The organism is Acinetobacter haemolyticus (genome assembly GCF_003323815.1).
GTDB classification, from domain to species: Bacteria; Pseudomonadota; Gammaproteobacteria; order Pseudomonadales; family Moraxellaceae; genus Acinetobacter; species Acinetobacter haemolyticus.
On sequence record NZ_CP030880.1, the window covers coordinates 358,526 to 384,638 of the forward strand.

At 40.9% G+C, this 26,113-nt stretch carries 25 protein-coding genes; 14 read left to right on the plus strand and 11 right to left on the minus strand.

The genetic code is table 11. The features are described 5' to 3' along the window. Positions 1–631 precede the first annotated feature (631 nt). Positions 632–1,726, plus strand: coding sequence for an HPP family protein (locus DS737_RS01685; protein ID WP_026056258.1), 1,095 nt, complete (start codon positions 632–634; stop codon positions 1,724–1,726). Positions 1,727–1,799: 73 nt separating this feature from the next. On the opposite strand, the gene DS737_RS01690 is transcribed toward DS737_RS01685, so the two are convergent. Continuing rightward, a complete protein-coding gene (locus tag DS737_RS01690; protein WP_004641148.1) occupies positions 1,800–2,069 on the minus strand; it encodes a PspC domain-containing protein in 270 nt (89 codons plus the stop codon). Positions 2,070–2,421: 352 nt separating this feature from the next. On the opposite strand from DS737_RS01690, the gene DS737_RS01695 reads away from it, so the two are divergent. Beyond that, entirely contained in the window at positions 2,422–3,066 is a 645-nt protein-coding gene (locus DS737_RS01695; RefSeq protein ID WP_113996632.1) for a hypothetical protein, read from the plus strand. Between the two features lie 52 nt (positions 3,067–3,118). On the opposite strand, the gene DS737_RS01700 is transcribed toward DS737_RS01695, so the two are convergent. Further along, positions 3,119–4,942 (minus strand): acyl-CoA dehydrogenase C-terminal domain-containing protein, encoded by a 1,824-nt coding sequence (locus DS737_RS01700; RefSeq protein WP_004641145.1) that lies wholly within the window; start codon positions 4,940–4,942, stop codon positions 3,119–3,121. 240 nt (positions 4,943–5,182) lie between these two features. Between DS737_RS01700 and DS737_RS01705 the strand changes: the two genes are divergently transcribed. Continuing rightward, a complete protein-coding gene (locus tag DS737_RS01705; protein WP_113997943.1) occupies positions 5,183–7,534 on the plus strand; it encodes a hypothetical protein in 2,352 nt (783 codons plus the stop codon). Between the two features lie 49 nt (positions 7,535–7,583). Here the strand turns inward: DS737_RS01705 and aroE are convergent, their stop codons facing one another. The 5 genes from aroE to ribA all read right to left on the minus strand — a co-directional run bounded on the left by aroE (position 7,584) and on the right by ribA (position 10,892). Next, a complete protein-coding gene (aroE, locus tag DS737_RS01710; RefSeq protein WP_113997944.1) occupies positions 7,584–8,372 on the minus strand; it encodes a shikimate dehydrogenase in 789 nt (262 codons plus the stop codon). Between the two features lie 49 nt (positions 8,373–8,421). Continuing rightward, positions 8,422–8,853: a type II toxin-antitoxin system VapC family toxin gene (locus DS737_RS01715; protein ID WP_113996633.1), complete on the minus strand. Its 432-nt coding sequence runs from the start codon at positions 8,851–8,853 to the stop codon at positions 8,422–8,424. Continuing rightward, the gene (locus DS737_RS01720; protein WP_008941196.1) at positions 8,847–9,119 is read right to left on the minus strand and encodes a type II toxin-antitoxin system Phd/YefM family antitoxin; all 273 of its coding nucleotides are present in this window, start codon (positions 9,117–9,119) and stop codon (positions 8,847–8,849) included. The genes DS737_RS01715 and DS737_RS01720 overlap by 7 nt, the downstream gene beginning before the upstream one ends. 98 nt (positions 9,120–9,217) lie before the next feature. Further along, complete coding sequence (gene hemF, locus DS737_RS01725; RefSeq protein WP_113996634.1) at positions 9,218–10,159, minus strand: oxygen-dependent coproporphyrinogen oxidase; 942 nt, start codon at positions 10,157–10,159, stop codon at positions 9,218–9,220. A gap of 130 nt (positions 10,160–10,289) precedes the next feature. Beyond that, positions 10,290–10,892 carry a GTP cyclohydrolase II gene (ribA, locus tag DS737_RS01730; protein WP_026056260.1) on the minus strand — a complete coding sequence of 201 codons (603 nt, stop codon included), beginning with the start codon at positions 10,890–10,892 and terminating at the stop codon, positions 10,290–10,292. Positions 10,893–11,198: 306 nt separating this feature from the next. On the opposite strand from ribA, the gene dxs reads away from it, so the two are divergent. The 9 genes from dxs to DS737_RS01775 all read left to right on the plus strand — a co-directional run bounded on the left by dxs (position 11,199) and on the right by DS737_RS01775 (position 20,651). Then, a complete protein-coding gene (dxs, locus tag DS737_RS01735; RefSeq protein ID WP_017395314.1) occupies positions 11,199–13,094 on the plus strand; it encodes a 1-deoxy-D-xylulose-5-phosphate synthase in 1,896 nt (631 codons plus the stop codon). Positions 13,095–13,225: 131 nt separating this feature from the next. Beyond that, a complete protein-coding gene (locus DS737_RS01740) occupies positions 13,226–14,056 on the plus strand; it encodes an inositol monophosphatase family protein (protein ID WP_004641131.1) in 831 nt (276 codons plus the stop codon). Positions 14,057–14,130: 74 nt separating this feature from the next. After that, the gene (locus DS737_RS01745; protein WP_017395315.1) at positions 14,131–14,670 is read left to right on the plus strand and encodes a shikimate kinase; all 540 of its coding nucleotides are present in this window, start codon (positions 14,131–14,133) and stop codon (positions 14,668–14,670) included. A 429-nt stretch (positions 14,671–15,099) separates the two neighbouring features. After that, on the plus strand, positions 15,100–17,028 hold the full coding sequence (locus DS737_RS01750) for a DEAD/DEAH box helicase (protein WP_005086875.1): 1,929 nt from the start codon (positions 15,100–15,102) through the stop codon (positions 17,026–17,028). A 418-nt stretch (positions 17,029–17,446) separates the two neighbouring features. After that, positions 17,447–18,265, plus strand: a complete 819-nt coding sequence (locus DS737_RS01755; protein ID WP_113996635.1) for an ABC transporter ATP-binding protein — start codon at positions 17,447–17,449, stop codon at positions 18,263–18,265. Further along, positions 18,262–19,038 (plus strand): lipid asymmetry maintenance ABC transporter permease subunit MlaE, encoded by a 777-nt coding sequence (mlaE, locus tag DS737_RS01760; protein WP_004641120.1) that lies wholly within the window; start codon positions 18,262–18,264, stop codon positions 19,036–19,038. Before DS737_RS01755 ends, mlaE begins: the two co-directional genes overlap by 4 nt. Further along, positions 19,038–19,700 carry an outer membrane lipid asymmetry maintenance protein MlaD gene (gene mlaD, locus DS737_RS01765; RefSeq protein WP_113996636.1) on the plus strand — a complete coding sequence of 221 codons (663 nt, stop codon included), beginning with the start codon at positions 19,038–19,040 and terminating at the stop codon, positions 19,698–19,700. Before mlaE ends, mlaD begins: the two co-directional genes overlap by 1 nt. 19 nt (positions 19,701–19,719) lie before the next feature. Then, the gene (locus DS737_RS01770; RefSeq protein WP_004641117.1) at positions 19,720–20,352 is read left to right on the plus strand and encodes an MlaC/ttg2D family ABC transporter substrate-binding protein; all 633 of its coding nucleotides are present in this window, start codon (positions 19,720–19,722) and stop codon (positions 20,350–20,352) included. 11 nt (positions 20,353–20,363) lie between these two features. Continuing rightward, positions 20,364–20,651 (plus strand): STAS domain-containing protein, encoded by a 288-nt coding sequence (locus tag DS737_RS01775; protein ID WP_004641115.1) that lies wholly within the window; start codon positions 20,364–20,366, stop codon positions 20,649–20,651. A gap of 51 nt (positions 20,652–20,702) precedes the next feature. Here DS737_RS01775 and DS737_RS01780 read toward each other — a convergent pair whose 3' ends face one another. Then, a complete protein-coding gene (locus DS737_RS01780) occupies positions 20,703–21,245 on the minus strand; it encodes a hypothetical protein (protein WP_113996637.1) in 543 nt (180 codons plus the stop codon). 1 nt (position 21,246) lies between these two features. After that, the gene (locus tag DS737_RS01785; protein ID WP_017395317.1) at positions 21,247–22,263 is read right to left on the minus strand and encodes a CorA family divalent cation transporter; all 1,017 of its coding nucleotides are present in this window, start codon (positions 22,261–22,263) and stop codon (positions 21,247–21,249) included. A gap of 173 nt (positions 22,264–22,436) precedes the next feature. Here DS737_RS01785 and DS737_RS01790 point away from each other — a divergent pair, with 173 nt between their 5' ends. Further along, the gene (locus DS737_RS01790) at positions 22,437–23,021 is read left to right on the plus strand and encodes an LOG family protein (RefSeq protein WP_026070360.1); all 585 of its coding nucleotides are present in this window, start codon (positions 22,437–22,439) and stop codon (positions 23,019–23,021) included. Positions 23,022–23,031: 10 nt separating this feature from the next. Further along, positions 23,032–23,439, plus strand: coding sequence for an NUDIX hydrolase (locus DS737_RS01795; RefSeq protein ID WP_026070361.1), 408 nt, complete (start codon positions 23,032–23,034; stop codon positions 23,437–23,439). On the opposite strand, the gene DS737_RS01800 is transcribed toward DS737_RS01795, so the two are convergent. Both DS737_RS01800 and recG read right to left on the minus strand, forming a co-directional pair. Beyond that, complete coding sequence (locus DS737_RS01800; protein WP_113996638.1) at positions 23,408–24,067, minus strand: ComF family protein; 660 nt, start codon at positions 24,065–24,067, stop codon at positions 23,408–23,410. The two genes, DS737_RS01795 and DS737_RS01800, sit on opposite strands and share 32 nt — an antisense overlap. After that, positions 24,060–26,105, minus strand: coding sequence for an ATP-dependent DNA helicase RecG (gene recG / locus DS737_RS01805; protein WP_113996639.1), 2,046 nt, complete (start codon positions 26,103–26,105; stop codon positions 24,060–24,062). The genes DS737_RS01800 and recG overlap by 8 nt, the downstream gene beginning before the upstream one ends. Positions 26,106–26,113: the final 8 nt, after the last annotated feature.

The window sequence follows — 26,113 nt, forward strand, 5'->3', positions numbered from 1 at the left end:
AATATCCTTATTTGTGTTGTTATTTGCCACAAAGCTACATTTGGCAGAATAACTGTATTGCTCGCAAATATATCGTAAATACTAACTTCGATCATCCATGTAAAATCTTTCAAAGAGTTGTGTGATTTACCCAACTCATCTCATAGATGTTGAGATTAAATTTTTGTTGCTAACACAGGGATTGGATTAGAAAAAATGATCATTTATGGGTGGAATAAGCCCATTATGTAGATAAAATTTAAAATTAAACCTTTTTAATCAATCCCTTATGTTTTTGAGCATCGTCCTGTCTTTGAAAGATGAATTTCAAAGATTATGCTGTCCAGTTTTTGAACGTTTGAATTTTATTGTATTTAAACACAAATGGATATTTAGTTTTTTGATAAAAAAATGAGAGATATTTATTTCACTTATAAAACGATGTTTAATTTTAATTTATTGTTTTTTAATAATAAATTATGTTTTGTTCTGGATTAGACTTTAGTCTAATCTTTACTTAAGTGCTGCAATATTAAACGCTTACGGAGGGGGGAGCCTATGTTTTTAAGGTGTAACCTAAATGCATCTTTCTCATAATTCAACATATAATTGTGCGATTGATGATAATGATATGCTTCCAGCAAGGTGCATTGTGAGCTCGACCCGATCAGACTGGCTAAATTTGCTTAAACCAAACTACAAAGTTCTACCGATAAGAGAGCGTCTCCTTTCAGCAATTGGCGCCTTATGCGGTTTGGCAATTTCCTCTTTGTTAAGCTGGCATGTTTTAGACGGTATGAATGCTTGGTATATTGCGCCTATGGGAGCCTCATCTGTTTTATTATTTGCTTTACCAAGTAGCCCTTTGGCACAACCTTGGAATGTCATTATCGGTAATACGCTGGCAGCCTTTATTGGGGTGGCATGTGTTGAGTTACTGCCTGATTTAACCACTGCTTTCAGTGTTGCTGTGGGACTGGCAATATTTGTGATGATGACGACTGATTCTTTGCATCCGCCGAGTGGTGCTGTGGCAATTACAGCGGTATTGGGAGGGGAGGCTGTTCATCGTTTAGGTTTTTATTTCATTCTTTATCCTGTATTGCTCAACACGGTTATATTATTGCTCTTTGCCGTTTTGTTTAATCGTGTGATTGGGCGTCATTATCCAATGACCGCACATGTCAATGCACGTTCTAAGGATCCAACGCCAACTCAAAAGGTTTCTATTCAACCAAAAGATATTGAATATGCGCTAGAGCAACACACGGAGTTGCTCGATATTAGTCAATATGACTTAGAAAAAATTATTTTGGATGCACAAGAACGTGCACAAGGGCGATTGCATCTTGATTTTGTCTGTCAGGATATTATGAGTAAAGATGTGATTAAGTTGCATGAAGATGATGATATTCATCAAGCCTTAGATAAATTTAAGGCAGTGAATTTGATGAGTTTGCCAGTTGTAAATAATCAGAATCACTTAGTCGGGACACTTGCTTTATATGAAGTAGTCGAGTGGTTTAAAAATGCCACAGATCCGCGAAACTCTTGGCAGCATTACGTCAAACAAATTATGCATCGTCGAGTAGTTACGGTGGATCCACGACAACCGATTCAGGATTTACTCCCTTACTTTGTAGAGAAATCATTTAATTATATTCCTGTGGTTGAAGAACAGTGCTTGATCGGGATGATCAGCCGTGCAGATATGATTGCTGCTTTGCAACAGCAGTTAAGCCAATAAATTTTGACTAAAAAAAAGCTACGGTTGTATTAGGGGTGAACTCAACCGTAGCGACCAAAAGGTAAGGGGAAGATTAGCGGTTTATATTTTTCTCTTCATAAATCGTTTTTACAGGTTGTTGATAACCTTGTACCTGTGCAGTTTGGGTATCCTGCTTTTTAGGAATAACCAACCATAAAATGAGGTAAACCAAAATCCCAGGAAACGCTGCACTCATAATCGAGATCACAACAAAGATCAGGCGTAGTAAATTTGCATTCCAACCAAATCGTTCAGCAATACCGCCCATTACACCTGCGATCATGCTTTTTTGGTTTGAGCGATATAAACCAGAATTGGTCATCGATTTCTTCTCCTTAACTAAATGAAACCTCAGTAAAAAGTAAACAATAGCTTTGTGAATTACTGATAATTATGAGATAGGGGCTATTCAGGTGATTTAAAGTTTAAATAAGAGATAAATTAGTTACGATGTGTAATTTCTTGCTGGAAAAACCAACAGTATCGCCTAAAATGCACCGACTTAAAGCAGGTCGCTTTGTCCCTTGTGCTACAGTCCTATCGCTTTGCCGCAGTATTGGTTGAATGAACATTCAATAAGCCAGTACTCTGATGTAATTAATACACTTATCGTTTATCAAAGATCTAAGTGTAATGTGCGATAGCCATGTTGTTGATGTTAGAGATTTGTGGATATGCAGTTCCGGTTGTCCTTCCCGCATTTTAGCGTAGGAATCCTTTTGGTTTTGGGTTTAAGTGCTTGTGATCGCCAGCACCCAGAGTCAACCCAGCAAGCCCAGACGCAACCAAGCCATGAGGCAGATGAGCAGTCAGTGGTCGCTGAAGGAATGTCCCTAACGAAAGTTGCAGGGCAAGCATCATTGCCTTATTCAGGAACTCCAGTGCGTAATTTGACTCAGCCCTCAGAAGCGAGTTTGGCGTATGTGGGACGTTACCATGCTCGTATCCCATGTACTGATCCTTTTGCGGGTTGTGTCAATCATGAAAATGAGGCGGAGTATATTCTCAATCTGCTTGAAGATGGTTCTGTGTATTGGACCAATACCAGTTTTGGCCGTTTAGGGGCAGATCCTTCACGCAATGTGACGAAAATAGAGCAGATGTGTAATCAAGTGCAATGGTATGCGCATGAAGCACAGAATGAAATTATGGTGCGTTGTGATGCTGCCAATATCAGTCTGTATTATCAGATCAATCAAGATAGAGATCTGGTCTTAGATTTAGATAAGTTATGGCATGCAAATAACGGAGAGAATCAAGCATTCTTTAAAGAGTACCCATTCCCGAAAAAAGCGTATGTTTTTAAACGAGTTGGTTAAAGTAAAAAAGAGCGCTTTAAAGCGCTCTTTTTATTTATCAGTTTAGATTGAATTAATAATCGAAGCTGAAATGTTCTGGTGCTAGAGAAGTCAAGGTGCGAGATGGAGTAACCATCGACTCTGCATGACCTTGAGCACGTGGCAACAAACGATCAAAGTAGAAATCTGCAACTTTGATTTTTGCTTTATAGAACTCAGGTGTTTCAATACCGTTACCAGCTTCTAATTTTTCAGAAGCGATCACAGCTTGTTGAGCCCAGAAGTAAGCCATCATGACATAACCAGAGAACATCAAGAAATCTACAGAAGCAGAAGATACGATGTCACGGTCTTTACGTGCAGCAAGCATGATGCGAACAGTCAATGTGTTCCATTGTGCACAAAGCTTAGTTAAGTCCCAAGCGAAGCGACGTAGATACTTGTTGCGAGCATGTGTAGCACAGAATTTTAAGATTTCAGCAGTATAGTCACGAACAACTTTACCTTTTGAGCTTAAAAGAACTTTACGGCCAATTAAGTCAAGTGCTTGGATACCTGTTGTGCCTTCATATAGTGTAGAGATACGTGCATCACGTGCGATTTGTTCCATACCCCATTCACGGATGTAACCATGACCGCCGTAAACTTGCATACCGTGATTCGCTGCTTCTAAACCGAGTTCAGTCAAGAAACCTTTAAGAATCGGTGTATAGAAACCTAATTTGTCATCGTATGCTTCGTAAGCTGCTTGGTCGCCGTTTACAAGCGCATCAGTCATTTTATCAGCAAGTTTTGCAGCATGATAAATCATGGCACGACCGCCTTCAGCTACAGCTTTTTGAGTTAAAAGCATGCGACGAACGTCTGCGTGGTGAATGATTGCATCAGCAACGCGCTCTGGCTCTTTCTTACCAGAAAGGGCACGCATAGACATACGATCTTTCGCATAAGGTAAAGCGCCTTGGAAAGAAAGTTCAGCGTGTGCGATACCTTGAACAGCTGTACCAATACGTGCAGTGTTCATAAAGGTAAACATTGCATGTAAACCTTTGTTGATTTCACCGATTAAGTAACCAGTTGCGTTATCAAAGTTCAATACTGCTGTTGCTGAGGCTTTAATCCCCATCTTGTGCTCGATCGAACCACAAGAAACCGTGTTGCGCTCACCTACGCCACCATCAGCAGTTGGAATGAACTTAGGTACGATGAATAAAGAGATACCACGAGTACCAGCAGGTGCATCTGGAAGACGAGCAAGTACGATATGGATGATGTTCTCTGTTAAATCGTGTTCACCTGCAGAGATGAAGATTTTTGTACCAGAGATTTTATAAGTACCGTCAGCAGCAGGTTCTGCTTTAGTTTTTACTTGACCTAAGTCAGTACCACATTGAGGCTCAGTCAAGCACATTGTGCCAGACCAAGTGCCTTCAACGAGTTTAGGCATATACGTATTTTTTTGCTCATCCGTACCGAACTGCATGATGGTGTTCATACAACCTGTACTTAAACCAGGGTACATGGTGAATGACCAGTTAGCAGTACCCATCATTTCAGACTTGATGAGGTTTAGAGACATTGGTAAGCCTTGACCACCAAACTCTTCAGGATAAGAAAGACCTTGCCATCCACCCATTACAAATTGGTCATACGCTTCTTTAAAGCCTTTAGGCGTAGTCACTTCACCGTTGTTGAATGTGCAACCTTCTTCATCACCAGATTGGTTTAGTGGAGAAAGTACATTTTCGCAATAATCTGCTGCACCTTCCAAAATCATATCTACAGTTTCAGCATCCGCATTTTGACCACTTGTCAAAGTTTGGTAATGTGCTGGATAATCTAACATTTCGTTCATTAAGAAACGAACATCACGGAGCGGGGCTTTATATGCTGGCATAATCTTAATCCTGTATTTGAATCATTTTGGATTATCTGTTTCGATAATTTAGATTATTCACAATGGTAATCAAAATACATTGATAAGCCCAGTAGAAAAAAATGTCAGAAAAGCGAATTTTGTAAGGCTTTAATTCGTGAGTGAGTCCTTTTTTTATTTGATTTTTAAACGTAAGTTTACAATGAGAATAGGTCGGTTTTTTATTGAAAATATAATGATATAAGGGTGATTGGTAAAACTATGCGTTTAAAATATTTAACTTTATGTTTGTTGGGACTGAGTCTGTCAGCTTGTTCTCAGCATGTCATTAAAACCAATAATGCTCAGGTGGGGTTGGATCAAAAAGCGATTAATAGCATCAATGCGATGTATGAATATCCAAGTTATGATTATCGAGGAAAGTTTAATATCCAGGTTGAGCAAGATGGTGATCAATCAACCAATTCAAAAACCAAAGCAACGCTAGATACTGGGGTGAAACAAAAAGTTGATCAATATTTGCGTGAGCAAAAAGTCAAGTTGAATCAGCAACAAAAACAAGCGTTATATGATGTATTGGCACAAGATAATCGTTCGTATGGTCAAGCCAAAGTGGATAAAGTGATCCAAGGAATGGCAACGATTTTGAATGATATGCAATTTGAATACGATGGTTCAGTGCATTATCGTCAAAAAATGGGATCATTTAATCTGACAGCGCGTTATGAGAAACCGACGCTATTGGTACAAGCCAAATTGCCTATGGTGCTGGATTTAAACGACCATAAGTTTTATGTCAATTACTTTGGCTTAATGCCGTATTTGGTGAATAAAGAAAATCAGAATAATTTAGCCTATTTCGATTTTTCTAAATATCAAGGTTTGATCAAACAAGTTGATTACAAGAAGTTTGTTGAGTATCTAAAAGCTTCAAGTGGCGTGTTTTATCGTTTAGCTGATCCGCAAAATATACATACCTTACCTGTGTCATCTAAAGAGCGTGCAGCAGGCGTCGTTGAAAAAATTCGCTTAAAAACCACTATTGAAGAAGCGATCTTACAATCGACGCTATATGGCAAGGTCAATGAAAAATATTTAATGCAAAGCATTTTAAATATCAATGAACAAAGCTTAGAAAAACTAATTGCAGATGAAGTTGATGCTCAAACTAAGGCTAAAACAGTATCTTCTAAAAATGCCAAAACTTCATCGAATGATGCCAGTGTGGTGAGCCAGCAGCTCTATCGATTGGTGAATCAACATTTTGGTGTTGAAGATGATGTATATGGTTCTGCTTCTGATGACGCAACTGTTGCCGCTTTAGAAGCCATGGCCGCAGCGGAATCAAGCCAAGCAGCTGCATGGGAAAGTGATGGTGAGGATCATGCAGCAGAAAGCGACTATGGTTCCGAATCGGATATGGATGCTGCTGATGAAAGTGGTTTAAGTCGTGAGCAATGTGACTCTTTATCATCAAACCCTAAAATTACCTATGGCAATGCACAATTTTGCCAAAGTATGTATGGTATAGATGTGTTCAATCCAACACAGTCTAGTACCTCAAGTTTAATTTCTTATATCGCGAAATTAAGTGCGTTAGAAGAGTTATTCTCTGTCTATAACCAAGCTCAGTTTATTGACGATCATGCGTTCAAAGCACTTTGGATGAAGCATCAGTCTGAAATCAATCAAGCCTTGCCAGCGACTAATAAACGCAATCCATTGATCATGGATATTAGTTTGGATGAAAAAGGGCGTGCGATTAACTATGACTATGATTTAAATTACACTTCCCCAGAATTGCGATCGCGTGTGAACATTAAAGCGGATATGCAAGTTTTAAATTATGGGAAAGGCACGCCGATTGATCGAGCACAATTAAAACGTGCAAAGTCATGGTCAGAAGTAAGTAAAGGATCGATGTTTGAGCAAGCGATAGGGCGTTTCTCTGAAAAAATGGGGCAGTCGGGAATTGTCGAGCGTGCAGCCGAACCTTATACCCTTTCTTTAGATGATCAACTCAAAGTGATTGCAGCACAACGGTATGATGCAACACGCTCTTATGAGCAAACGTATAAAGCCGTATTTATTGCTAAATTAACTGAAAGCTCACCACAGATGGTCCAACGCTACTCCACTCAAGAGTTGCAAGAAATAGCAAGTGTTTATGCGTATTGGTATTCTAGTGAAGACGTCTATAATCCCAAAGGCACAGCACTCAAAACAATCGAAGCCTTACAGAAAAAACATCATTTAGAAGATGACGAGCAGTTCGATTATCGTTTGGGTGAGTCTGTAAATCGTATTGTGAGTGAGGCAATGCATAGCGATCAAGATCGCCAAGCATGGAAAAAGTTGCAAGCTCAATATAAACAGCCGCAACAGTTGTTTGCTAAGCAATACCAAGCTCAATTTGAACGTGAGAATGGTGCTTCAAGTGAAGAAAAAGTCTTACTAGAGCAGACTGCAAATATTCTAGGGCAAGTTTATGTCGCCGCACGTCATAACAAATTGACTTTGAAGACGATTCAAAACTTAAAGGTTGAACATGAAGAGTTTATTGATTATGAAATCTTTAAAGATGTTTATCAAAAGATGTTAATGGTCAAATAATACTAAGATCTAAAAAGAACCTGCATCATGCAGGTTCTTTTTATTGGATTTACAAAAAATCGTTTAATTCAGGCTTAACCTTATTCCAAATATAAAAAGCTTCTATTGCTTGACCAACCAGCATACCAAAACCATCAGTCGCGGGAACTTGGCGAGCTTGAGCTTGATCTAGAAAACTTGACGGTTTGCCATAGGCCATTTCATAAGCATGGTGGAACACAAGGCTTTCGGGGAGTTGTAACGCATCGCCTGTTAAGCTTGCCGATGTTGCGTTAATTACGATATCAAATTCGCCAGTGAGTTGTTCTAGGCTGATAGCCTGAAGTACTGCATTTGGTACAGCATCTTTTAAATCCTCAACCAATTGTTCTGCACGGGCTAAAGTACGGTTGGCGATCACGACCTGTTTTACGCCAGCTTGAACCAGTGGGTAAATTACACCACGGGTTGCGCCACCTGCACCTAAAATGAGAATGCGGCTATTTTCAAGATTCCAACCTAAGGCTTGAATCGCTGCAACCAGGCCTTGTCCATCCGTATTGTCGCCATATAGTTTGCCATCTTGCATCCATAAAGTATTTACGGCTTTGGCAATCTTGGCGCGTTCAGTCAATTGATCGCATAGCGCAAAAGCTTGCTCTTTAAATGGCACAGTGACATTCATGCCTACACCATTTTGATTAAAGAATGCTTTGACTGCGGATTCGAAACCATCTAGTGGAGCAAGGATTTTTTTATAATTTAAATCAACACCTGTTTTTGCTGCAAAAGCATGATGCAATTCTGGTGAGCGAGATTGTTCGATTGGATTTCCAATTACAGCAAATTGTTTGGTCATGAGTGATTCACCAATATCAGGAAGAGGATCAAGTGCTAATGTTTCTTGGTCATAAGGAATCGGCAAACCAATTGATCTGTCGTAACCCCTCTATGGCTTGAAAGTCTTTCGTATTTCGAGTGACCAGTGTCAAGCCTTGAGCCATTGCGATGGCTGCAATCTGTCCATCAACAAAAGGAATATTATTTCCATTTTTTTGAGTTTGTATTCTAATTTCTGCATGAATTTTAGCGGCTTGTGCATCATAATCCAGAATCGGAATTAAACTCACCACATCATGTAAAAATTTGGTAATGAGTCGCTTGCGTTGTCCATCAGGCATTTTGAGCCAGCCAAACCGTAATTCATGCCAGACAATGCTCGAAATCGCAATTTCATGTTGAGCATGATAAAATTGTTGTAACACGGCTGAGTCCGGTTGAGATTTGGCTAATTCAGAAATAATATTAATATCAAGTAAATAGCTGATCTGACTTACCATGAAAATTCACGTCCTTGGCTTGAGTCTCGCTCAGGATTAAATTCAGTATTTTCGGTATTTAATTCTTGAAGTGCTTGTTGGTGCCAGTTTTCCCAAGCCTGCATAAAGTTTTCTGGCTCACTTTGTAATTTTTGATATTCAGAATAAGAAAGAAGAACTGCAGAAGTGCGACCGTGTTGGGCAATAAAGGTTCTTTGGCCTTGTTGGCTTTGCTGAATTAATTTAGCCAGATTGGCTCGGGCATGTGTAAATGAGATATGTGACATTTTAAACCCTCTTCTTATTGTACATTTTATTGGGGAGTAGTGTCTATTTTTTAATATTCAAAAAAAATCCCTAATATACGATTAGGGATTGCTACTTATTATTTTTGCAGATTTAACCAATCTCTCGGCTTTAAATAATAATCGGTAAGACGTTTTTCCGGGGAGTCAGCTTCCCACTCTGGACGATAAGACCAGCCCGCCAGATTCGGCAAACTCACGAGAATGGATTCAATCCTTCCACCTGTTTGTAGGCCGAATAAAGTGCCACGGTCATAAACTAAATTATATTCAACATAACGACCACGACGATACAGTTGGAACTCACGCTGTGCTTCGGTATAAGTTTGTTCTCGATGTTTTTCAAAAATCGGTAAGATGGCTTCTAAATAACCATTACCCACAGCTTGCATATATTTGAAGCAAGTTCCGAAATCCCACTGATTCAAATCATCAAAGAATAAACCACCAACGCCACGCTGTTCATCACGATGCTTTAAATAGAAATAATCATCACACCATTGTTTATGTTCAGCATAGACATTTTCGCCAAAAGGCTGACATAGGTCATAGGCAGTTTGATGCCAGTTCTGAACATCCTCATCATCTGGATAAAATGGAGTTAAGTCGAAACCACCCCCAAACCACCACACGGGATCTTGACCTTCTGGCTCTGCGACAAATAAACGCACATTGGCATGTGAGGTCGGAATATTCGGGTTTTTAGGATGAATCACAAGTGATACACCCAACGCTTGTGCTTTTGCACCAGCGATTTGTGGGTGGCGTTCAGTGGCCGAAGCGGGGAGTTTGCTGATATTGATGTGGGAGAACATCACTCCACCTTTTTCAATCACTTCACCATTTTGCAAAACCCGTGAGCGACCACCGCCACCCTCGGTTCGTTGCCAATCATCAATGATAAACTCAGCGGTTCCGCCGCCTGCACGTTCCTGTTGCTCTAGTCCTGCACAAATTCGTGCTTGAAGATCGAGTAAAAACTCGCGAACACGTTGAATATCAGCTGAAGTTGGATGCTGCATGATGATCCTCTTAAGGTGATCTAGGAATTAGTAACATCAAAACATAAATCCATAAAAAAAGTAAGGGATTTTTAAAAGCATGATTAAAAATCCCTTAGTTCATTTATTTCTATAAGTTTTAAAATGTGAATTAGAAGTCATCTTTTTTATAAAGATGATCCATACGCTCACGTTTGGTCTTTAAATAATGTTCATTGAACGGATTACGACCTACAGTGAGCGGAACGCGCTCGACCACATTAATTCCAAGATCAGTGAGTGCTTTTAGTTTGAGTGGATTGTTCGTCAGCAATTTTACTTCTTTCACTTGCAGATGATCGAGCATAATGCTGCACATATCATAACGACGCGCATCAGCAGGTAGATTTAACAATAAGTTTGCATCAACGGTATCATGACCTTGATCCTGCAAGGCATAGGCACGAATTTTATTGGTCAAACCAATCCCGCGACCCTCTTGACGTAAATATAAAATTACACCTTGTCCAGCCTCATTAATTAGGCGTTGCGTGGCTTGCAGCTGTGGTCCACAATCACATTTTAATGAAGCAAAAGCGTCACCAGTTAAACACTCAGAGTGAATACGTACCAGTACGGGTTGATTGGGAGCAGTTTCTAAGCCTTTAGAAAGCGCCACATGCTCTTCACCTGTTTCTGGGTCTTGGAACACGGAAATATTGAAGTCACCAAAAGCAGTTGGTAGCTTTGATGTAGCAATAAATTCAATTGGCACAGAGAGCTCACTATTATGATTAAAACAGTGAAAGTATAGCTTAATGTGTGAAGATTGAGTGAATTGGAATTTCTGATTTTTTATATTGAGTTTTTCTTTTTCATACAAACCACACAATAATGGTTGATTAACAGTGACATAATTCAGGATAATCACCGAGCCAGTCACCAATGATTGGTAAAAGAATGTTCAGCGCTGCATCATTCGCACAGGTGGCTGATTGAAGGTAGATCGTATTTAATTGTATGATTGGCCTCATTTAACCCAGCTTCGGATTTGCCAGGCTTAAAAAGGCTTTGCCACACTATGTTGTATACCGAAATTCCAACTCAACGCCCTGTTACGCCATTGTTAGATGGAATTGATCATCCGCAACAATTACGTCAGCTCGAGCAAAGCCAACTCGTACAAGTGGCGGATGAGTTACGTCAATATATTTTGTATGCAGCAGGGCAAAGCGGTGGTCACTTTGGCGCAAATCTAGGCGTGATTGAGCTTACTGTTGCTTTGCATTATTGCTTTAATACACCACAAGATCGTTTGGTCTGGGATGTAGGGCATCAAGCATATCCACATAAAGTACTCACAGGTCGCCGTGAGCAGATCACGACGATTCGTACAAAAAACGGTTTAGCTGCATTTCCAGCCCGTGACGAATCTGAGTTTGATACTTTTGGTGTAGGACACTCATCTACTGCAATTTCAGCCGGTTTGGGCATGGCGCTTGCACGTCGCTATCAAAAAGATCCATGTGATGTAGTAGCGATCGTTGGTGATGGTGCAATGACTGCAGGTATGGCATTTGAAGCCATGAATGACGCAGTAGCTCATGATGCTGATTTAATTGTTGTGTTAAATGACAATGACATGTCTATTTCGTGTAGTACAGGTGGTTTTGCTAAACATTTGGCTGCAATCTGGGAAACAGGACATCTTGTTAATGTCAATGAACATGGCGAAGCCTATGTTCAACCCCATCCAAAATGGACTTATAATTCACGTTTGCATCAATCTGCAACAGATGCTGCTGATAATTTATTTAAAGCGATTGGCTTTGACTATTTTGGCCCATTCGATGGTCATGATGTTGAACAACTGACACAAGTTTTTCAGGCATTGAAAAAACGCAAAGGACCACGTTTAGTTCACGTTTATACTAAAAAAGGTAAAGGTTTTGCGCCAGCTGAAGCCGATCCAATTACTTATCATGCAATTACTAAAATTGCACCAGTAACCTCTACAACCGTTAAGAAAGCACCACCAAAATATTCTGATGTGTTTGGACAATGGTTGTGTGATGAAGCAGCTCAAGATCAGCGCTTATTGGCTATTACCCCTGCGATGTGTGAAGGGTCGGGTATGGTTAAGTTCGCCCAACATTATCCTGAGCGTTTTTTTGATGTTGCGATTGCCGAACAGCATGCTGTGACTTTAGCTGCTGGCATGGCATGTGAAGGTTTAAAACCTGTGGTAGCGATATATTCAACCTTCTTACAACGTGGTTATGATCAATTGATCCATGATGTTGCATTGCAAAATTTGGATGTGACCTTTGGAATTGATCGTGCAGGACTCGTTGGAGAAGATGGACCAACCCATGCTGGGGCATATGATTATGCGTTTATGCGGACTGTCCCGAATATGATCATCATGGCTCCAAAAGATGAAAATGAATGCCGTCAAATGCTACATACCGCTTATCATTTTAACGGACCTACGGCAGTAAGATATCCGCGTGGTGTCGGTTTAGGTGTGGAAATACAACAGCAAATGACAGCTTTAGAGATTGGTAAGGCTGAGATTGTTGCTGAGTTTAATTCAAACGCAGATCAGCAAATTAGTGTTCTTGCATTTGGTAGTCGTGTTGCAGCTTCAATCGAAGCGGCTGAGCAATTTGCCAATCAACAAGCTATTGGGGTGCGTGTGGTGAACATGCGTTTTGTGAAGCCATTGGATGAGCAATTACTGCGAGATTTGGCGCCACGTACGCAACTCTTTGTGACAGTGGAAGAGCATGCGGTGATGGCAGGTGCCGGTAGTGCTGTGAATGAGTTCTTGGCGCAAGCGAAGATTGTAAAACCAATTTTAAATCTGGGGCTTCCAGATGAGTTCTTACATCAAGCAACACATCAACAAATGCTTGCAGACTGTGGTTTGGATGCCAAAGGAATTTTACTTTCTATTGAACAAGCTTGGTTATGACACATAAGCATCTGTAAATACGTAGATAATTTTTAGTAAACATTTTTTACCTAAAAGCCCGTATATTTGATAGAATATGCGGGCTTTTATGCATTATTCTTTGTCAAAATCTTCAAATTTGTGGGTGTTCAATGGAACCTATGGTGGTTATGGCTGCGCGCGCAGCTCAAACAGTTGGTCAAGAGCTTTTAAAGGCTCATCAAAATCGTCATAAACTCGATTTACAAGTTGAAGAAAAAGGCATTGATGGTCCAGTAACGCGTGTAGATCGTTACTTGGAAGAACTAACAATTGATACCCTCCGTAAAAGTTATAAAAACCACAGCTTCCATGGTGAAGAGTTTGGTATGCAAGAAGGTAAAGGTCACGATGCAGATTGGTGCTGGGTGATTGATCCTTTAGATGGTACACAGAACTTTATCAACGGTTTCCCACATTTCTGTATTTCTATTGCTGTACAACACAAAGGTGTAACTCAACACGGTGTGATCTACGATCCAGTACGTGATGAGTTGTTTTCTGCGAGTCGCGGTCGTGGTGCAGTGATGAATCAACGTCGTATTCGTGCCAATGTCAAAGAAAGTCTTGAAAACACTTTTCTTGCAGTAGGACATCCGTACCGTGCAAAACGTAATGGTGAAATTGTTTCTTATGCAGAGCAACACTTCGCTTCATTATTGGCAGTGACTAAATCTGGCGCGCAAATCCGTCGTGGTGGCTCAGCTGCTTTAGATTTAGCATATGTTGCTGCGGGTCGTTTTGATGGTTTCTTTGAACTAGGTTTAAAACCGTGGGATATCGCTGCGGGTGAATTGATTGTCAAAGAAGCGGGTGGTGTCGTGGTTGATGCTCGTGGTGGTAATGATTCATTTGATAATGGTCAAGTGCTAGCATGTTCACTTAAATTGTTAAAACCATTGATGCAGACCGTTGTTCCAGCTTGGGGCGAAGCTGCAAAATAATTTGTCGAATTCTAAAAAAACCCTCAATATTTGAGGGTTTTTTTATGCGAGCTTAGCGTAAGGAGGCACATAGATTGCTGATCTATTTCATTGGTCCTGGTGGGGCAGGGAAAACAACCACGGGGCATTTATTGGCATTTCAATTAGGGGGAGTTTGCTACGATTTGGATGAATACTTTATGCAAATAGAGGGTGATATTTCTAAGTACATCAAAGAAAATGGCTATCAAAAGTATGCATCTCGGAATGTTCAGGCATTTTTAGAATTACAAGCAAAACATAAGATTAAAAAGGTAAGCATTATCGTGTGTTCATCTGGATTTATGACTTATTCAGATGATGTACATCAAGACTATTTAAAAATAAAACAGGAGGTAGAACACCATCTATTTACTTTTTTACTGTTACCTTCATTGGATTTTGAAGCATGCGTTAAGGAGACGCTTAAAAGGCAGATGGGGCGAGTGTATTTAGAAGATATGAGTGCTGAAAAAGAAGAATTAAAGATCAGAGCACGATTTAAACTTTATACTGGATTAAATTGTAAAATCGTTTTAACAAGTGAAACACCAACACTAGTGGTTTCTAGAATAATAGAAATATTGGGGAAATAAGTAGGAAATCATTCTTTTAGAATCTTTGTTGATTGTTTTATATGAATAATTTTTAAAACTATGGTTATTTTGAAGAGATTTTTGATTGAAGTTTAATTATAAAATCACGAAAACCAATTAAAATAGGTGACTTTTAAAATTATTCTGCTATAATCCGCCCACGCACTTAAATTCCAGTTCATTACCTGAACATTCAGTTCTATTCATATTATGCGCACGCTGTCCATAGAGAGGACCACATCTTGCGCCCAAATCGCTTAGCGATTCTTCAGGTTGAGGCAGTAATCAAGCGTGCGTTAGTCCACATCGTCGTTATTCGGATTGCCGCTGAATTTTATCTATTTTCAGCTTGAGTCGCTTTGCCGCTTGTTGCCGATGTCTATTTTTTGTATTTATTAAAATGGAGCACCCATTAGGGTGAAACTCTCTATGAGCAAAACTTTTGCCGAATTTTCTTTGCACGAAACCTTACAACAAGCTTTAGAAGGTTTAGGTTTCACTACACCAACTCCTGTGCAAGAACAAGCGATTCCAGCTGCGTTAGAAGGAAAAGATTTATTGGTTTCAAGCCAGACTGGTTCTGGTAAAACAGCAGCATTCTTACTCCCTACATTAAATGCTTTAGCGGGTCAGGAAACTTTTGTGCCATTTAAAGAGCGCATGAAAGCAGTGACTCAGCCAACGATTTTAGTTATTTCTCCTACGCGTGAATTGGCTCAACAAGTTAGCCAAGATGCGATTGCATTTGTACGTCACATGAAAGGTGTTCGTATCGCTGCAATTATGGGTGGTATGCCTTTTGGTAAACAAATTCAACAGCTTAAAGGTGCACAAGTTGTTGTTGCGACCCCGGGTCGTTTACTTGACCTTGTAAATCGTCGTCAATTAAAACTTGATAAAGTTGAATCATTAATTGTTGATGAAGCAGACCGTATGCTTGATCTTGGCTTTGCTGAAGATTTAGAAGCGATTGGTGAATTAGCTGCAAACCGTAATCAAACATTAATGTTCTCTGCAACTTTTGCAGATCGTATTATTCGTCTTGCTGAACGTATGATGAATGATCCACAACGTATTGCGATTGAAACTGGTCACAGCACCAACACTGATGTAACTCAAACATTGCATTGGACTGATGGTTTCGAACACAAGAAAAAATTATTAACTCACTGGTTATCAGATGAGTCAGTAGATCAAGCTGTAGTATTTGCGAGCACGCAAGAAGACACAGACATGCTTGCTGAAGAATTGGCTGAAGCAGGTCACTCTGTTGTTGCATTGCATGGCGCGATGCCACAAACCGTTCGTAACCGTCGTTTACGTAGCATTCGTGAAGGTCGTGCAAAAATCTTAGTTGCGACTGACGTTGCAGCGCGTGGTTTAGACGTACCAACGATTTCACACGTGATTAACTTCGGTTTACCGATGAAAAATGAAGACTATGTACACCGTATTGGTCGTACAGGTCGTGCGGGTCGTACAGGTCAAGCTGTGACTTTAGCAACTTACCGTGAACGCGGCAAAATTCGCGCTTTAGAAGATTATTTAGATGCACGTTTGAATGTATCTGAAATTGAAGGTTTAGAGCCATCTCCACCTCCTGCACGTTCAGGTCGTGATGGCGGTGGTCGTGGTCGCGGTGGTCGTGATGGCGGCGGTCGTGGTCGTGGTGGTTTTGGCGGTGGTCGTCGTTTCGAAGGTGAAGGTAACTTCAAACGTCGTGAAGGCGGTGATGATCGTCCACGTCGTAGTTTCGATGATAAACCACGTGGTGAACGTCCATCATTTGGTGGTGAAGACCGTCCACGTCGTGAGTTCAATTCAGATCGCCCACGTCGCGAAGGTGGTTTTGAAGACCGTCCGCGTCGCGAGTTCAATTCAGATCGTCCACGCCGCGAAGGTGGTTTTGAAGATCGTCCGCGTCGTGAGTTCAATTCAGATCGCCCACGTCGTGAAGGCGGTTTTGATGACCGTCCAAAGCGTAGTTTTGGTGGTGAAGACCGTCCACGTCGCGAATTTAATTCAGATCGCCCACGCCGTGAGGGTGGTTTCAATGATAAGCCGCGTTTTGACTCGAATGATGACAACCGTGGTAACCGTGTAGATTATAAGCCACGTCGTGAAGGCAGCTTCGGTGATCGTCCAAAACGTGATTTTGGTGATCGTCCGCAACAGCGTGAAGGTGGTTTTGGTGACCGTCCAAAGCGTAGTTTCGGTGGTGGCGATGACCGTCCAAAACGTAGTTTCGGTGGTGGTGATGACCGTCCAAAACGTAAGTTTGGTAGCGATGATCGCCCGGTACGTGGTGCACGTGAAGAGACTTTCGGTGGCGACCGTCGTCGCAAAAACGATTTTTAATCGATAAAAACCGATGAAAAGAAAAAGCCAGTTGAAAAACTGGCTTTTTTATTTGTGATTAGTCAGGTAAAATTGTAAAAACGAGTACTAATTCAAATTTTATAAAAGAAATGAATAGGATTAATCAAAACAACGGTTTTAGCCATCAAATCTGGTCTTTCATTTGCAATGAAGGGCTGCCATGCTTGTTCGTCATCTTAATGTTATGCAATGGTTTATTTTTTGCTTATGCTGTTTTTGATCAAACTAATGCCAATGCTTTTAAAGTAAATACCCAACAAACAACTGAGCATGTTGATTCCAAACATGGCTACATAAATTAAATAATCTTGATACATCACTTATCAAAATAAAAACAACCATTTAATCTTTCAGTGTATAGTATGCGTGCATAAAAAGTGCAGGAATGAATGCCATTATGAATAATAACTCTCCTCTCGATGCTGAAGCCTTAATTGAAGTTAGAAACTTAAGCTTTAATCGAGGAGAACGCGTCATTTATGACGATATCAGTCTTGAAATTCGACGTGGTCAAATTACTGCAATTATGGGGCCTTCTGGTACGGGTAAGACCACCTTACTACGTTTGATCGGTGGACAACTGGTTCCAGATCAAGGCGAAGTATTGCTAGACGGTCAAGATATTGCCACGATGTCTCGGCAAGAGCTTTTTGCTGCTCGTGCGCGTATGGGCATGTTATTTCAAAGCGGTGCTTTATTTACAGATATGTCTGTGTATGAAAATGTTGCCTTCCCAATCCGCGCTCATACCAAATTACCTGAACACATTATTGCTGAACTGGTTGGTTTAAAGCTTGAGTCTGTCGGGTTACGCGGTGCTGAACAACTCATGCCTTCTGAGCTTTCAGGCGGGATGAATCGTCGAGTGGCTTTGGCACGTGCGATTGCATTAGATCCAGAACTCATTATGTATGACGAGCCGTTTGCTGGACAGGACCCGATCGTGATGGGTGTATTGACGCGCTTAATTCGATCTTTACGAGAAGCGCTTGATTTAACTACAATTATTGTTTCACATGATGTTGCAGAAACATTGTCGATTGCTGACTATATTTATGTGGTTGCAGAAGGAAAAATTCAGGGAGAAGGTTCACCTGAACAATTAAAAAATCATGCCTCACCATTTGTTCGTCAGTTTTTAACAGGCTCAATAGAGGGGCCTGTTGAATACCAGTTTACGCATCAAGCATATTTAGATAACGAGGTTCGTCCATGAATACGATTGCCTGGCTAGGTAGACTCGTTATTGAGCGAATAAAGGGGATTGGTGCTGCATCACTGATGCTCCTACAAATTTTATTTTCAATGCCATCAAAAGGTGGTTTTCAACGCTTTATTTACCAAATGTACCGTGTCGGGGTGATGTCTTTATTGATTATCTCCGTATCGGGTTTATTCATTGGTTTGGTATTAGGGCTGCAAGGCTATTCGATTCTAGTCAATGTGGGCAGTGAAGCCATGCTCGGTACCATGGTGTCTTTAACCCTGTTACGTGAGTTAGCGCCTGTCGTAGCTGCTTTATTATTTGCAGGACGGGCTGGGTCAGCACTGACTGCCGAAATTGGGTCCATGAAGCAAAGTGAACAGCTTGCAAGTATGGAAATGATCGGAGTCGATCCACTGAAACAAATCGTATCGCCACGATTATGGGCTGGTATTGTGAGTTTACCAATGTTAACGGTGATTTTTGCTGCAATTGGTATCGTTGGCGGTAAGCTGGTAGGTGTGGATTTCCTTGGCGTGGATGAAGGTTCATTCTGGGGCGGGATGCAAAGCAGTGTTCAATTTGGACATGATGTGGTCAACGGCATCATCAAAAGTATTGTATTTGCTCTGATTTGTACATGGGTGGCGGTCTATCAAGGTTATGCTTGTGATCCGACCCCAGAGGGTATCGCGACTTCGATGACGAGAACAGTCGTATATTCTTCGCTTTGTGTATTAGGTTTTGATTTCGTGTTGACTGCGGTCATGTTCGGAGGGATTTAATGAAATCACGTACTAGTGAGCTGGCCGTAGGTATTTTTGTCATTATCTTCGGTATTGCTCTATTTTTTCTGGCAATGAAGGTGAGTGGTTTAGTTGGTACTAATCTTCGTGACAGTTATAGCATGACAGCCCAGTTTGACAATATTAATGGGTTGAAAACGCGCGCTAAGGTCACCATGAGTGGTGTTACCATTGGTCGTGTGGACTCGATTACGCTTGATCCAGTGACTCGTTTAGCAACAGTTAAATTTGATCTAGATGGAAAACTCACGAGCTTTAATCCAGAACAACTCAAAGAAGTTCAAAACAATGCTTTGGAAGAGTTACGTTACAGTGCTGATTATGAGCAAGCCGACGCTGCGCAACAAAAAGCAATGGAACAGCAACTTATCAGTAACATGACCTCCATCACCAGTATTGATGAAGATGCTTATATAATGGTAGCGACCAATGGCTTATTGGGTGAGAAATATTTGAAAGTTATCCCAGGTGGTGGTGTGAACTACTTAAAGCGTGGTGACGTAATTTCAAATACCCAAGGTACAATGGATCTAGAAGATTTAATCAGTAAGTTTATTACTGGTGGCGGTGCTGGCAAAGTTGCATCTGATACTGAAAGTTCAGTATCACAAGCAGATGCTGAACCATCTTTTGCTGAGTAATCGTATTTAGGAGTTTAAAGTGAACACATTATTGAAACAGACTTTAACTGCAAGTGTATTATCAACTATGCTTGCTAGTGCAGCATTTGCAGCACCAACAGAAACCCCACCAGACTTTGTAAAGCGTGTGGCGGACGGTTTGGTGACACGTTTAAAAGCTGATCATGCGAAGTTACAAAACAACCCTGAATTGGTTAGAACAATTATTCGCCAAAATCTTGATCCATATGTAGATTCACAAGCATTTACTCGTATCGTATTGGGTACTTATGCAAATAATCAGCATACAACTGCGGCACAACGCGCACAGTTTGAAAAAAACTTCCGTGAAGTGATCATCGAAAACTATGGCAGTGCTTTTGCGAAATACACGAATCAAAGTTACACCATGCGTCCATACCGCGCGACAAACTCGAAAAATCCTGTAGTGACTTTAGATTTTCTTAATAATGGTGAGAAGATTCCTGTGTCATTCCAGTTGGTAGATAAAGGCGACCAATGGCGCATCCGTAATGTGAATGTGGCGGGTATTGACTTAGGTTTGCAATTCCGTAACCAGTTTGCTGCGACTGTTCAGCGTAATGGTGGTGACATCAACAAAGCAATTGCAACCTTTAAACCAGATGCAGATGCTGCAGTTACAAAGAAATAAGTAGGTGATGGGTGATTCAGTATATTGATCAGCAATTGATTGTTTCGAAAACGATTAATTTTGAGAATGCAGAGCAAGTTTATCAGGCTGGCTTAAAGCATATTCAGCAACATCAGAATTTTCCTTTGGTGGTTGATCTTGCGCAGCTTGAAAATGGTAATACTTTATCATTGGCAGTATTGGTGCAATGGTTGCGTCAAACACCAGAGCGTAAAGGGCTGCATTTCAAAAACGTTTCTGAGAAAATGTTGAAAATCATCCAAGCGAGTCATTTGCAAGATGATCTGAAATTGATCTGAAATAGAAGTATGAAAAGAGAGCTTTTGATAAAGCTCTCTTTTTCTTTGTAACTATAATTTTGGAAAGGCTGATAAAAGAGACTGGCAAGTTGGGTATTTTTTGCGTAGCTTTTTAAGATAATAACTTTGATCATGTGCTAAAAAACCACCTAATAACCCTATAGAGGTGCTGTATTGGCAATTTTTATTTTTTCTATCCCATGCGGTGAATGGTGTGATTGGTTGACCAATTGAGAGAATATCATTGTGACAATACAATCGCGCTAAGGACGTAATGTTATATATTTTTGGATTTGCACTATCTTGAACGTAGGCTAAGCCAATCACTAAATCATCTTTTTTTAGGTTTGGATAGAAGTGGCTCTGCCATTGCTTTGCTTTTGGATACTTTATCCATGCACCAAAACCTCGGAAGATAAACTGAGGATGATTCATTGTTAGATGATAATAATCTTGAGCTGTTGTCTTTTGAACAGCTTGAAGACGTGCAACAAACACGTCATCAGATATATGTGGCAAGCATGCAAATGCAGTATGTGTTAACGCAATTGATCCCAATATAGCTAGGCTCATAAAAAGAGCGCAACTTTTCACACTAAATCCATTTCTTCCAACGGAAATAGAGGATTGGACCGATTAATAATGTAGTAACAAAGGTAATAACAATCCAGAAGCTGGTATCCCCTTGAGCAAAAGGTAATACATCTGTATTCATACCGTAGATACTGGCAACCAACATGGGTGGGGCTAACATACTGGGTAAAATAGAGAAACGCTTAAAGGTTTCATTCATTTCAGTGTTGGCAAAACCAGTCGTGATATCAAGTAAGAATTTTAGCTTCTGGAATAAGAACGCGTTATGCTCAAGTAAAGAGCGTACATCTTCACTCATTTCTCGAATATCAGCATCATATATATGACTGCCTAATGCACGTGGACGTGATAGGAAGGTCAGCACTCGACGTAAGTCAGTTAGACAGAGCTGTGCTTTTCCTAGCATATCTTCTTGATGCGCTAACCGTGTGATCATGTCATCAAGATCCAAGATTTGCTCACGATGATGATCATTGAGAACCTCAGCAGAATATTCTTCAAGGTATCGATGAGTATCCTCAAGAATATCTGACAGTTCATCTAGTTTAGCTTCTAAGAGTCCTAATAAAATCCAAACGGGATTTTTATAGTCCATCTCATAATCATTCCGCCGAGCGCGTGAACGAAAGGCGCGGAAAGCAACGAGTTTTTCACCACGCAAAGTAATGAGTCGATTTTTTTCAAGCAAGAATGCAACGGTATGTACCGTCGCCGCCAATGTATTTTCTAAATCGTCTTGTTCTCGATCAGATTGAAAGTTTTTATTCTTTGTTAAAAAATAAGTACTGATATGCAAAATCCCATCATCATCACGGTAAAATCGTGCAGATGAGGAAATATCTTCCAGTGACTTTAAGGTAGGTAAATTTCGTTCATAGGCATCGAGTACCCATTGCTGCTCTTCTTGGGATGGTGCGATTAGATCGATCCAGACCAACTCAGGGTAGAGATCAAAACCACCATTGATGGTTGCGTCTTCTAGGCTACCGCGCTCTGTGGCATAAAAGGCTTCAAGCATGTCTTTTTTCCTCGCGCAGTGAATATCAGGACTTTTTGCACTTTGCAGAAAGTCAGCGTGTATTTTAGACAAGGATGCAATGAAAAACACTTGCCTAATCGTTATTTTCTCAAAAATCTTGTTTCTTAGCTTACTTTAACAGCATGACAATTGCATAAAACGGTTTTAATTGTATGAATTCAATATGTGTTTTCTGTGGCTCTTCTCTTGGAAACGATCCGATATATCAACAAATGGCACAAGCAACTGGGCAGGCGATTGCAGAGCAAGGTAAGACGCTGATTTACGGTGGTGGTCGTTCTGGTTTAATGGGTGTCGTTGCTGATAGTGCATTAAAGGCTGGAGGACGTGTGGTTGGTATTATTCCAAATGCATTGGTTGATCGGGAGCTTGCACATAAGGGGTTAACCGAACTGTATGTGGTTGATAATATGCATGAGCGTAAAACCCAGATGTCTGAGCAAGCAGATGCATTTATTGCATTACCTGGTGGTGCGGGAACATTAGAAGAAATCTTTGAGCAATGGACTTGGAATCAACTCGGCATTCATCAAAAACCATGTGCATTTTTAAATGTTGGTGGTTTTTACGATGATTTAATTAAAATGATTCAAGGTTCGGTGGCACGTGGATTTAGTCAGTCACGTTTTGTTGATCAATTGATTGTGGCAAATGATATTAATGAAATCCTAACCGCATTTTCTACCTATCAACCTGCGATGCCTAAATGGATGTCGGTTGATGAAATTCAAGCATGAGGACGTTTCATTGGAAATTATAACGGTTGCAGCGGCGGTCATCGTAAATCAACATCATCAACTCTTGTTGGTGCGGAAAAAGAATACGCAAGCATTTATGCAGGTCGGTGGTAAATTGGAAATCAATGAAGCACCTGAAATCACGATTCAACGTGAAATCTTGGAAGAGATTGGTTGTGAGTGTGAGATTCAGCAATTTGTTGGAAAGTTTGAGACAGCTGCTGCCAATGAACCTGATCATCTATTAGTCAGTTATCTCTACATGGTTGAGTTAAAACAACAACCGCAGATTGCAGCAGAAATTGCAGAAATGAAATGGATTGATTTAAATGATTCAGCGACTTTACTCGCCCCTTTAACCAAAGAGGTGGTGATCCCGTGGATGCTTAAGCAACAGATGGCAGGATTGAGTCCTTAACCCCACCAGCAGCAAGACAAACAGCATAGATCTGTTGGCAGCCCAATTGGCGTAAGCTTTTGGATAATGCATCAATCGAGCTGCCAGTCGTGATGACATCATCAACAATTAAGACTTTGCGATAACGGATTTTATTCGGTGGATGAGCAATAAACTGATGCTCGATATTCTCCAAACGTTCTTGGCGGGATAAGCCTTTTTGAGAGTGTTGGGCTAAACGTCGAACAGGTTGCCAAACTGGAATATTGAGCGTTTGTGCTAAGCCTTGAGCCAATAATAAAGATTGATTAAAGCCTCGTTCGACTAAGCGATCGGTTGAAATGGGCATGGGAACAATCGCTTGAACTTTGGGAAGTCTAACTTGTTGTAATATGCCACTGAGCACTCGCTGGTGATGTAGCTTCTGCTCATATTTAAATTGTTGAATAATGCGGTTGATGGGATATTGATAATGGCAGGCAACGAAGACCTGCTGTTGATTGCGTTCAATTGTTTGTTTCAGCCAAGGCATATCATCCCAACAATTTTTGCATACGCCAAAGTATTGTTTGGCTCCTATTTCACATAAATCACATGCAGTGAAATGATCTAAGAATCGTTGGGTTTGACTGCCAAGTAACTTAAACATAAGCATATCTTGGTGCTTCAGGTAACCAACGTTTTAATAGACCTTCTGCATGTTGCGGATAGTCTTCCAGAATTTGTTCTGCAACATAATGTGCTTGTGTCAGTAAATGATCATCTCGTTCTAGACGTGCCACACGGAAACCCATGTCTCCCGTTTGTTTAGTTCCAAGCAACTCACCTGGTCCACGAATTTCTAGATCTTTTTCTGCAATCACGAAGCCATCATTACTTTCTCGTAAGATGGAGAGTCGTTCCTGACCATTTTGCGATAATGGTGTTTTATAAAGAAGCGCACAGAAACTCGCAGTCGCGCCTCGTCCCACACGTCCTCGAAGTTGATGTAATTGGGAAAGGCCTAAACGTTCTGCATTTTCAATCACCATAATTGAAGCATTAGGAACATCAACCCCTACTTCAATGACTGTGGTGGCAATCAACAGTTGTAATTGATTATCTTTAAAGGCTTGCATAACAGCTTGTTTCTCATCGGCTTTCATTTTGCCATGTACAAGTCCGACATTTAGATCAGGGAAACGTTCTTTAATTTCTTGATAGGTGGCTTCCGCAGCTTGAGCATCAAGTGTTTCAGATTGTTCAACCAAGGTACAGACCCAATAGGCTTGTTTACCTTCACGACAATTTTGGGCAATTCGCTGTAGTACTTCTTCGCGACGATCTAGCGGAATAGTTACGGTTTGAATGGGTGTACGTCCTGGTGGGAGTTCATCAATCACTGAGGTATCTAAATCACCGTACGCACTCATAGCTAAGGTGCGGGGGATGGGGGTCGCCGTCATGACGAGTTGGTGTGGTGTAAATTGATCCGCACCTTTATTGCGTAAGGCAAGGCGTTGGTCAACACCAAAACGATGTTGTTCATCAATAATCACCAAACCAAGCTTAGAAAATGCAACATTGTCTTGGAATAAAGCATGTGTACCGACGATCAGTTGCGAATGGCCTTCTCTAATGTGCTGTTCTGCTTGGGTGCGAGCTTTGCCTTTTTGTTTACCAGACAACCATGCGACGTCGATGCCTAAGGGTTCAAACCAGCGTTTAAAATTCAAATAATGTTGTTCTGCTAAAATTTCAGTCGGTGCCATGAGTGCGACTTGCCACTCAGCTTCAAGTGCATGACACGCTGCGATGGCTGCCACAAGTGTTTTACCTGCACCAACATCACCTTGAACCAACCGCAACATGGGTTGCTGTTGTTTTAGATCTTGCAAGATTTCTTTGGATACGCGCTTTTGGGCATTGGTCATCTGAAACGGCAATGATTCTAAGAGCTGTTTGGCTAAAACTTTACTGCTGGTAAATTGGGGGGCCGCAATTTGACGAATATAGGCACGACGGGTTAACAGGCTAATCTGATGCGCAACCAATTCTTCAAAAATCAAACGTTGTTGTGCGGGATGAGAACCTTGATTGAGTTGTAACATATTGGCATCAATCGGTGGCTCATGGATATAATGCAGCGCTTGTTTTAATTCATAACCATTGCTGTATTTACTGGGTAATAGCTCTGCTAAATCATCACTATGATGTGCCAAAGCCTGCCGCACATATTCGCGTAATTTGGGCTGCGTGAGCCCTTCAGTGCTCGGATAGATCGCTGTCAGTTGTGTTTTAGGCAAAGGCGTGTGCTGTAGAATCACTTGTATCTCGGGATGATAAAGTTCAAGCCCCCGTGCACCCACTCTAACTTCACCAAATATGCGTAATCGATTTCCTACTTGAATACGATCAGTTAAGCCTTTGTAGATATGATAGAAACGCAAAGTGACTTTACCAAAATCATCTTGTAGCAATGCTGCAAGAGATTTCTTTTTTCCAGGTGGAAAGTCGATAGAGCGAACTTCGCCTTCTAGCAGGTAACTACGTCCGACCATGAGCTGATTCATCGGAATAATAGTGCTACGATCCTCATAGTCACGCGGCAGATGAAACAACAAATCATCCGTGCTAAAAATATGAAGCTTTTCTAATAAGGTCGCTGCGGCAGCACCAACGCCTTGTAACTGCTGGACTGAAGTCATTCTTGATC